General features: G+C 69.0%; 4 protein-coding genes and 2 CRISPR repeat arrays. Of the genes, 3 read left to right on the forward strand and 1 reads right to left on the reverse strand.

Annotation, left to right across the window (positions count from 1 at the left end):
- Positions 1 to 318: 318 nt before the first annotated feature.
- The gene (gene cas3, locus ABD976_RS28145) at positions 319 to 3063 is read right to left on the reverse strand and encodes a CRISPR-associated helicase Cas3' (RefSeq protein ID WP_345368097.1); all 2745 of its coding nucleotides are present in this window, start codon (positions 3061 to 3063) and stop codon (positions 319 to 321) included.
- A gap of 173 nt (positions 3064 to 3236) precedes the next feature.
- A CRISPR array of direct repeats spans positions 3237 to 4726; the repeat unit is 29 nt; unit sequence GTGCTCTCCACGCACGTGGAGGTGGTCCG.
- Positions 4727 to 5050: 324 nt separating this feature from the next.
- Here cas3 and ABD976_RS28150 point away from each other — a divergent pair.
- Genes ABD976_RS28150 through ABD976_RS28160 form a run of 3 tightly spaced genes read left to right on the forward strand, consistent with a single transcriptional unit; the run spans position 5051 to position 6974 of the window.
- Positions 5051 to 5374, forward strand: coding sequence for a hypothetical protein (locus tag ABD976_RS28150; protein WP_345368098.1), 324 nt, complete (start codon positions 5051 to 5053; stop codon positions 5372 to 5374).
- Positions 5374 to 6594 (forward strand): putative T7SS-secreted protein, encoded by a 1221-nt coding sequence (locus tag ABD976_RS28155; protein WP_345368099.1) that lies wholly within the window; start codon positions 5374 to 5376, stop codon positions 6592 to 6594. Before ABD976_RS28150 ends, ABD976_RS28155 begins: the two co-directional genes overlap by 1 nt.
- Entirely contained in the window at positions 6579 to 6974 is a 396-nt protein-coding gene (locus ABD976_RS28160; RefSeq protein ID WP_345368100.1) for an SCO4402 family protein, read from the forward strand. The genes ABD976_RS28155 and ABD976_RS28160 overlap by 16 nt, the downstream gene beginning before the upstream one ends.
- A 308-nt stretch (positions 6975 to 7282) precedes the next feature.
- A CRISPR array of direct repeats spans positions 7283 to 9934; the repeat unit is 29 nt; unit sequence GTGCTCTCCACGCACGTGGAGGTGTTCCG.
- Positions 9935 to 10147: the final 213 nt, after the last annotated feature.

The following is a 10147-nucleotide window of genomic DNA, read 5'->3' on the forward strand; positions in this document are numbered from 1 at the left end:
GACTGGGAAAGTTCCCCACGCATGTGGGGGTGGTCCGACTGCCGCTCGAAAACAACGAATTCCAGTCGGTGCTCTCCACGTACGTGGAGGTCGCTGGGGAGCCTGAACGACCTGCCCGACTAGGCGAACAAGGCAGGTGCGCGTTCGGGAACACCGGGCAGAACAGGCACCCCAGCCGAGTCGGCATCGCTGCCCGCACCACCGGCTCGATCGGGCGACTCACCAGCTATAGGACCTTTAATGAAGACTGCTGCTCGCATGATCGTTCGTCGGATGCGGAAGACTATATCCATACGGTCATTGCCCATGTTCACCGGGTCACCCCTGAAGGCCCAAATCCGGGTCGAGCAGGAGCTCACGGTCTCCGACCTGCACCGGGCGCACCCGGCCGTCGGGGTCGACGCGGTGCGGTAGGGCAACCAGGTCGCTGACCGGCCAGAGGTCGCGCCACGGCTTCGGGAGCAGGTGCCGGTCGTCGCGGCCGCGAATGAGGGAGCCCGGCACGGGGATGGAGTGGCGCATGATGGCGACGGCTTGCTCGCGGGTGAGCCGGTCGCGGGCGGGAACGGGCAGCGGTTCGCCGTCCGGGCTGCCGAGCCGGATCTCACCATCGGGGCGGAGGAAGTACGGCAGGACACGTTCGGAGTCGGCGTTGAAGCGGGTGGTGGCGCGCTCCTCGTCGATCTGCTCGGCGGAGAGCCCGGCGAGGTTGCGGAATTCGCTGCTGGTGCCGATGCTGAACCGCTTGGCGGTTTTGGCTTCGACCATGCAGCCCGCGGCGCGTTGGAGTTCCGCCTCGGCGAAGCCGCAGAGCAGTTCGTCGTCGAAGTCCGGCAAGATCCCAGAGCTGCCGCGGTCGACGAGGTTCTGGACGTCTTCGGGGATGCGGATCGGGGCATGCTCGTGGAGCTTGATCAGGCTGTGGGCGCGGACGAGGCTGGCGAGGGGGTAGATGTAGCTCCACACCCGGGGGATCTTGCGCACGTCCTGGTCGGGAGCGGTGAGCACCACCAGGCGCCGGTTCCCGCCACGGGCAGGGTCGGCCCAGGCCGGGCGGTGAACGTCCCAGTCGGGGTGGCGCTGGAGACGACCTGCTCTCTGGAGGAGCAGCTCGATCGGTGCGAGGTCGCTGACCACGAGGTCCAGGTCCAGGTCCAGGCTCTGCTCGACGACCTGCGTCGCCACGAGCACCGTCCTCAAAGGACGGTTTCCGTGGGTGGCGTCGCCGGGCTTGCCGAACAGGCCCAGGACCTGCTGGGTGATCCGCTCCCGCTGGCGCGCGGGGAACCGGGAGTGCAGCAGGAGCAGTTGCACGCCGTGGTGGCGAGCCCATTCGCGCAGGCCGGTATAGGTGCCCTGCGCGTGAGCGACGGTGGTGCAGATCACCGCCGCACAGCCGCCGTCCTCCGCGACCGGCGCCAGGACCTCCCGCAGCACCGGCACGCGGTCCACCTGCTTCTCCGCGTCCTGCGCGACCCCGCGGAGCTTGACCTCGACCGGCCGGCGCCGGTCGGCCGGGTACTGCACCGGCTGGAGCTCCGGCGTGCCGCCGCGCTCGACGTACAGCCAGCCCGGGTAGGGCACCGCAGCATCAGCGGCGGCTGGCTGGCCGGTGTAGGCGGCGACGAGTTCGTCGGCGACCACGCGGGGCAGCGTGGCCGAGAGCAGCACCACGGGCACGCCGAGCTCGCCCAGCCAGCTCAGCAGGTCCTTGAGCAATCCGCGCATGTAGGTGTCGAAGGCGTGCACCTCGTCGATCACCACCGTCTTGCCCGCCAGCGAGAACATCCGCAGGGCGTTGTGCCGCACCGGCAGCACCGCCAGCAGCGCCTGGTCGATCGTGCCGACCCCGACACCGGCGAGCAGGCCCCGCTTCGCCCCGCGCAGCCACTCCGCGAAGCTGACCCGGGACTCCTCATCGCTGGAAATGCCCTCGGCAGCCCGGGCGCCGGCGAGGATCTCCTCCACCGGGCTCAACCACGCCATGCCGTGCAACAACGCCTGGCTCGTCTCGCCCTCACCGCGACGCGACAGGTAGCGGGCCACCCGGCTGAACATCTGGTCCGCCGTGGCCATCGTCGGCAACGCCACGAACAACCCCGACGTCCCGGCTGCCTGGCCCATCAGCCGCGCCGCGTGCAGCGCGGTCTCGGTCTTGCCGAACCCCATCGGCGCCGCCACCATCAACAACCCCGGCCCGGTCACCAGACCGGGGAGCTCGCGGGCGATGCTGGCCTGCAGCGCGTTCGGCGAGAAGGCGGGGAACTCCTCCGCGAACGCGCCGTCCCGAAGGTGCGTCCGCGACAGCCCGGCCCGCTCCACCAGCGCCCGGACGGGCTCCAGCGACCCGTCGAAGAACGTCCGCAACGAGGACACATCCCCGACCTGCGGCACGCGGGGGAGCTGGGACCGCACGAACCCGGTCTGGCTGACCAGCCAATCCGCCAGCACCACCAGCCCGGCGAGCACCGCAGCGTCGATCGGCGGCAACCGCGCCGGACTCGGCGGAGCCAGCACCCCGGCCAGCACGCCCACCAACGCCGTCCGCTCAGCCTCCCACACCGGAGCCCGCCCCAAACCCAGCTCGGGCAGAGACTCCGGCCGAAGGTTCCTGCCCTCGAAAGCATGGAAGGTGCCGTGGTGACCGCCCAGCAACTGCGCCACCCTCCGCCCGACCGAGGTCGCACGCTTGCGGGCATACCCGATCCGCTCCAGCCCGCTCGGCAGCCACAGGTGCGCCGCCACGTCATGCCGCAGCCGCACCTCGGGAACGTCCGGCGGGAACTCCTCGCCCATCTCCAACTGGCAGACGAACGACGGGCTCGCCTTCCCGATGTCGTGCAGCGCGGCCCAGAACTCGAACAGCGCGCACGCCTCCGACTCCGGCACCCCTACCGCCGCGGCAAGCCGCTCCCGCATCCCAGGAGCCACGAAACCGTGCCACAACGCCCGCACCGCAGCCGCCGCGTCCAACCCGTGGCACGCCAGCGGATACCGTGCACCACCCAGCCCGCGCTCCTTGCCCCACAGCCGAAGATCCACCACGGCCCCCGGACCGACCACCAACGACCTCCCACGTGTCCTGCCAACGTGCCGCCGGACGCTAGCCACCACCCCCGACAAAACCGCCGAACACGACAACCACTTCACCCGAACGAACGCAGATGCAACCGCCCCCGACCCCCAGGCCGCCTCAAAACGGGAAATCGCTCGGCTAAACTCGCAGGTCGCGAAGGGTGCTCTCCACGCACGTGGAGGTGGTCCGGTTCGTGCAGTTGCGCCATCCTCCGAACGGGTGTGCTCTCCACGCACGTGGAGGTGGTCCGGTGTAGACGGCCAGTTCATCCGGCGTGATCGCGTGCTCTCCACGCACGTGGAGGTGGTCCGCCGAGGTAGTACCTCAGCAGCTCGTTGACTGCGTGCTCTCCACGCACGTGGAGGTGGTCCGGGAACCACCAGGACTCACGCCCGGCCCGAACCGTGCTCTCCACGCACGTGGAGGTGGTCCGGCCGCAGACCGCGCCCACTGCTGCCGCTGGTGGTGCTCTCCACGCACGTGGAGGTGGTCCGATCTACATGATCCCCGACTACGACCGCCGAGAGTGCTCTCCACGCACGTGGAGGTGGTCCGTGGCTGCAGGTCCTCGCCGGCGCGGCCGTCACGTGCTCTCCACGCACGTGGAGGTGGTCCGGCGATGCCACCGCCGAGGATCGCGCCGAACGGGTGCTCTCCACGCACGTGGAGGTGGTCCGCAGGAAGTGATTCGCGGGCGCAAACCACCGTGCTCTCCACGCACGTGGAGGTGGTCCGTGCTTGGACGTCGTCGTTCGCGCCTCGGATGAGTGCTCTCCACGCACGTGGAGGTGGTCCGGCGGCCAAACGGCGCCGAGGGGCCAGCAAGCGGTGCTCTCCACGCACGTGGAGGTGGTCCGCCCTCGGTGAGCTCTACGTGTTCGGCGCCCAGGTGCTCTCCACGCACGTGGAGGTGGTCCGCTGGCTCGGGCGATGGTGCAGCGGGATGTTAAGTGCTCTCCACGCACGTGGAGGTGGTCCGCGCGGCCGCGCGACGAGCTGGACGGCCCGCTGATGATCTCCACGCACGTGGAGGTGGTCCGGTGACGGTGGCGGTCCAGGCCCCGGAGACGCGGTGCTCTCCACGCACGTGGAGGTGGTCCGGTCTTGCCGTTGCGGGTCGCGCCCCCGGCGAAGTGCTCTCCACGCACATGGAGGTGGTCCGGCCACGGGTGCGGATCATCCGACCGACGGTTCGTGCTCTCCACGCACGTGGAGGTGGTCCGCGTCGCCCTGGACTTCCACGGTTCGCTCCAGCGTGCTCTCCACGCACGTGGAGGTGCTCCGCTGCTGCTGGCGCCGCGAGGCGCTGGGCCGCTGTGCTCTCCACGCACGTGGAGGTGGTCCGGCGCATCGCGGCTCCGGCCGGACGGTATTCCGGTGCTCTCCACGCACGTGGAGGTGGTCCGGGCACGCTCAGCCGGATCGAGAACGGGCTTCGGTGCTCTCCACGCACGTGGAGGTGGTCCGTCGCGTCCTCGAAGATCGGTTCGGTGCTCCAGGTGCTCTCCACGCACGTGGAGGTGGTCCGCCGCGTTCGGTGCCGATGGGGTGGCCGGATCTGTGCTCTCCACGCACCTGGAGGTGGTCCGTCGAGAGCAAGCTCGTCGTGGTCGATGCGCACGTGCTCTCCACGCACGTGGAGGTGGTCCGCCCCCGCCGGGCCCACCCCTACCCGGAGAAGATGCTCTCCGTACTCATCGAAGTATTCGCCGACCTGGCCAGTAGGCTCGCCGCACCGCGCTTTGCACAGCCGTCCAGTCGTGCCGGGACTTCGTGGAAGGGTGCCGATACGTCACAGGGGCCGAGCCGAAGAGCACGTCTTCCCCGCGCCGCGTACTACGGACCGAAGTCCGACATGGCCGCCTTCTCGACTGCTCCATTCAGGCGAAGGCCTTGTTCGGGTCCCACGGCTGCACGAGGTCTTCCCTAGCGTCTGCCGTGGCCTGGCGACGAGAGAGTGCGGGAGTTTTCCTGGTGGACGGGTTCCGCGTCGACCTGACGGCATTGGCGGACGCGTCAGAAGGTGTGCGAAGCACCGTCGAGGCGATGCGCCATCGCGCGGTCAGCGAGATCGACTGCCCTGCTGAGGCATTCGGGCACGACCGGCTCGCCGGCATCACCGCCGAGTTCTGCGACCGTTGGAACCGGGGCGTGAGCAATCTGGCCGAGGACGCGAAAGAGGTCTCCGGACGGCTCGACCATTGCTTCCAGGCCTACCGGGACACCGACGAAGCCGCCCGAGCACGTTTCGAGGGCATGGTGGGCCGGTCCGGCGGTGGCGATCCGGCGGCGCAGTGATGGCCGCCGAACTCGGCACCACCGATGACCAGCGGGCACTGATTCCCGGTCGAGCCGAGGCTGTGCGAGGCACTGCCGCATCCCTGCGCGACTACGGTGACGCGCTGCATGAAGCAGGTGAGGGACTCAAGCGCATCGACAGCTCGGAAGGCTGGGAAGGCGAGGCCGCGGAACAGTTCCGGGCGGCCTTCGATGGCGAGCCGATCCGGTGGCTGGAGGCGGGCGACTGCTTCCACCACGCGGCAGGAGCGCTGGAGCGGTACAGCGAGTCGCTGGCCTGGGCGCAGGGCCAGGCCAGCGAGGCGATCCGGCTGTGGAACGAAGGGGAAGCCGCTACGCGCCAGGCCTCCGCCGACCACGCTCGTGCGGTGGAGCAGGCCCGGCAGCAGGCACCGCCAGGGGCACCGGCCGCCGAGGTGGCCTTCCACGATCCCGGTGAAGCCAAGCGGCAGGCAGCGCGGGAAACGCTGCGGCGCGCCCGGGACCAGCTCGCCGCGGCCGGTGAACAAGCCGCCGACGTCGTCGGCCGTGCGCGCGACAAAGCTCCGGAAGCGCAGAGCTGGCTCGCCGAAGCCGGCGAGGCTCTGGGAGATGCCGCCGCGACCGTGGTCAACGGCCTCGCCTCGTTCGGCAACGCCGCCCTGAACCATCCCGGGATGGTCGCCGGTGCGGTCGGAGGCGCTGCGCTCACGGCGGTCAGTTCGGTCGGCATGGCCGGTGGCGTGGCGCTCGACGCGACCGGCGCGGGTGCGGTCGCCGGTGTCCCCCTGAACTACGTTTCCGGAGCGGGCATGGCCGTCGGCGCGGGCATGGTGGCCGCCTCGGTCGGCGGCCTCGGCGCGGAAGCCGCGGGCGACGACGAGGTCGAAGTCATCGACACCGATAGCGCCGAACCCGCGACCGCGCCCTCCTTGCCGTGGGAAGACCCCGCCGTCCAGGAGAAACTCCCCAGCGAGTGGGGTGACGGCCAGGCGAACAAGAAGGGCGTCGGCCAACGCTGGGAGGACCCGGACAACCCCGGCAACGGCGTTAGGATCGATCAAGGCAACCCGAACAACTCACAAGCCACCCAACAAGTCGATCACGTCATCGTGCGGGACAACGGCAAGGTGATCGGCCGCGACGGCGAGCCCATCCCGGGCTCGATCAAGCAGCACCCCGATCAGGCCCACATCCCGCTCAGCGAATGGAAGCAGTGGAACTCGTGGAACCAGCCGTAACACCGGTCACCTACCCGGAGATGCGCGCCGAAGTCATCGACGCCCTGGGATGCCTGTCCGACCCCGACTACCAGCAACGCGTCTGGATCCGCCACGAGTACCCGACCGAAGGCTTCTACGACGACCTCACGATCAACGTCAACATCCTCTTCGACGACGCGCGCGTGCTGCCCGACCCCGAACCCCGCGTCGGATGGGTCCTGCACCCCACCGAGGTCGACGCGATGCGCACCCTCGGCCAAGCACTGGAACCACTGATCGACAACCTCGGCGAAGCCAGCGACGCCCACTACCTCGAACACCCGCAATGGCCCGAGATCATCAACCGAGCACGCCACGCGCACGAGACCCTCGTCCACAACGACACGACCAACGAGTAACCGCGCTCCACATCCCGCAGCCACCCGGCAGGCTGAACTCACCACCCCGTGATCCGACGACGAGGCGGTCGCCAGTGCGGGCAAGTTCAGGATCTACGCGGCGTAACGGAGGGGGGATGGACGCTCTGAGGCATCAGGAACGGAACAACGATCCCGACAGCGGACAACGGATCACCATCCCAACCGACGGCCTCCGGCACCCAGAGACGCCTGGGGACGAAAGCGTCCCCTCCTGCTGCGGACACGCCCACGCATGCCAAGATCACCAAAACGAACAATCGCCCTTCTGAAACCGCTGCTCGCGAAGGGTGCTCTCCACGCACGTGGAGGTGTTCCGCGCATGGCGACCATCGCCGACATCGAGCGGACGTGCTCTCCACGCACGTGGAGGTGTTCCTGGCGCGGGTGATGTGGCGCAAGCCCTGGACGCGTGCTCTCCACGCACGTGGAGGTGTTCCGGACAAGGAGTAGCGCCGGTGAGCACGTGCGCAGTGCTCTCCACGCACGTGGAGGTGTTCCGCGCCACTTCCCGGGCTGCACCGGGTCCAGTTCGTGCTCTCCACGCACGTGGAGGTGTTCCGGCCGCCCCGAAACGCAGCCTCATTTGCCTGCTGTGCTCTCCACGCACGTGGAGGTGTTCCAGGCAAGCCACCTCAACGACCCGCTCGATCGCCGTGCTCTCCACGCACGTGGAGGTGTTCCGGCCGGTCACCTGGTCTGATTCCCTGGCGCACGGTGCTCTCCACGCACGTGGAGGTGTTCCGGCCGTCGCCATCGCCCTCGACGTCCCTAGCACGTGCTCTCCACGCACGTGGAGGTGTTCCGGTGTAGACGGCCAGTTCATCCGGCGTGATCGCGTGCTCTCCACGCACGTGGAGGTGTTCCGGACCCGGGGGGTGTGCGCGACGGTGAACGCGGGTGCTCTCCACGCACGTGGAGGTGTTCCGTAATCTCTCCCGGGCGTCCAGGGAAAAGGCTGGTGCTCTCCACGCACGTGGAGGTGTTCCGGCCCGAGCGAAGCACTGACCATCCGGCACCGGGTGCTCTCCACGCACGTGGAGGTGTTCCGGGGTTCGCGGGTCGGGGACCAGTAGCCGTACGGTGCTCTCCACGCACGTGGAGGTGTTCCGCCGGGACGCGAGCGGGATGGTCGTGGTCGCCTGTGCTCTCCACGCACGTGGAGGTGTTCCGTGCGTGGAGCCCGAGATGGCCTGCGAGATGACGTGCTCTCCACGCACGTGGAGGTGTTCCGTACGCCCGGCTGACCGAGGAAACCGAGGTCATGTGCTCTCCACGCACGTGGAGGTGTTCCGGGGCGGGCTGGGCCGCCGCCCTCGACGACCTCGTGCTCTCCACGCACGTGGAGGTGTTCCGGACCAGGCCACGACCGGAAAACGCGGGCGTGCGTGCTCTCCACGCACGTGGAGGTGTTCCGGCGCACAGCGCGGCCCACCGGACGCGGCGAACGTGCTCTCCACGCACGTGGAGGTGTTCCGCGCTCGGCGATCTGGCCCCATTCGCGGCGGCCGTGCTCTCCACGCACGTGGAGGTGTTCCGGAGCGGGGGCAGGAACGGTGCGGCGAGGTCGCGTGCTCTCCACGCACGTGGAGGTGTTCCGTACGGGCTCGGCGGGCTGCTGTCGAGCCTCCCGTGCTCTCCACGCACGTGGAGGTGTTCCGCTCCTCTCGTCGCTTCGCTTGCCGAGCGCGACGTGCTCTCCACGCACGTGGAGGTGTTCCGGACATGACCGATCGTGACGACGCTGCACCAGCGTGCTCTCCACGCACGTGGAGGTGTTCCGTCGGCCGCGAGCCCGTCGCGGATCGCGTCGTCGTGCTCTCCACGCACGTGGAGGTGTTCCGATCACCGATGTCAAGATGACGTCGGAGGACCGGTGCTCTCCACGCACGTGGAGGTGTTCCGCGGCCTACCAGCGGACGGCCGCCCGATGGACCGTGCTCTCCACGCACGTGGAGGTGTTCCGTCCCGCGGCATCCAGTTCTCGGCGGTGCCGAGGTGCTCTCCACGCACGTGGAGGTGTTCCGGGGTTCGAAGACCTCATCGGCGCGTCGGGCGGGTGCTCTCCACGCACGTGGAGGTGTTCCGCAGGCCGAGCGTCGTGATCAGGATTGCCCAGGGTGCTCTCCACGCACGTGGAGGTGTTCCGCTCGTCCAGGACGAGCTCGGCGTCACCCAGCGGTGCTCTCCACGCACGTGGAGGTGTTCCGGCCACCCTGCCGGGCTGGGTCCCGTCCCCGGCGTGCTCTCCACGCACGTGGAGGTGTTCCGCAGGCATCGGTCAGCCCACCCCACCTGTAGCGGTGCTCTCCACGCACGTGGAGGTGTTCCGTTCCCATCGGTCGGTGGGAACGATCGTGACCAGTGCTCTCCACGCACGTGGAGATGTTCCGGCCACGATCGACAAGGCGATGCGCACCCTCCGGTGCTCTCCACGCACGTGGAGGTGTTCCGGCGTGTTCCGGCTGGTGTTCGGCGGTGGGGGCGTGCTCTCCACGCACGTGGAGGTGGTCCGGGTACGGGGCCGGCGCCGTCCGAGGACGGGTGGTGCTCTCCACGCACGTGGAGGTGGTCCGTGGGTCGCGGATCGCCCGGTCGAGCTGGTGATGTGCTCTCCACGCACGTGGAGGTGGTCCGTCCAGCCCCAGCCCGGAGAACCCCGAACCGTTATGCTCTCCACGCACGTGGAGGTGGTCCGCAGGGCGCGAGCGGCCGCGCCGCCGGCACCTCGTGCTCTCCACGCACGTGGAGGTGGTCCGACGCTTCATCTCGAACGCGATGCTCCGTTGCAGTGCTCTCCACGCACGTGGAGGTGGTCCGGCATTCAACGCCCGGGAACGGCGCGACCTGATGTGCTCTCCACACACGTGGAGGTGATCCGATCCCGAGGTTGATCACCTCGTTCGTCTTGCCGTGCTCTCCACGCACGAGGAGGTGGTCGGGCGACATTGCCGCGGCACTGAATTTTTCGGCGGTGTTCTGAACGCACGTGGAGGTGGTTGGGTAACGGGCCTGAATGCGGAGCGTCGTCATGGGTGTTCTCTACGCACGTGGAGATGGTCCGAAAATTCGCGCACCTGCTGAACGGCGAACTCCGGGCCAGCACGGCACGCCCCCGCCAGCCAGCACGGCACGCCCCCGCCAGCCAGCACGGC

The sequence above is a fragment of the Saccharopolyspora cebuensis genome, from assembly GCF_039542665.1.
Classification (GTDB): domain Bacteria; phylum Actinomycetota; class Actinomycetes; order Mycobacteriales; family Pseudonocardiaceae; genus Saccharopolyspora; species Saccharopolyspora cebuensis.

Coding starts and splice junctions, on each gene's coding strand:
- ABD976_RS28155 (WP_345368099.1), top strand. CDS start 5,374: ATGGCCGCCGAACTCGGCACCACCGATGACCAGCGGGCACTGATTCCC.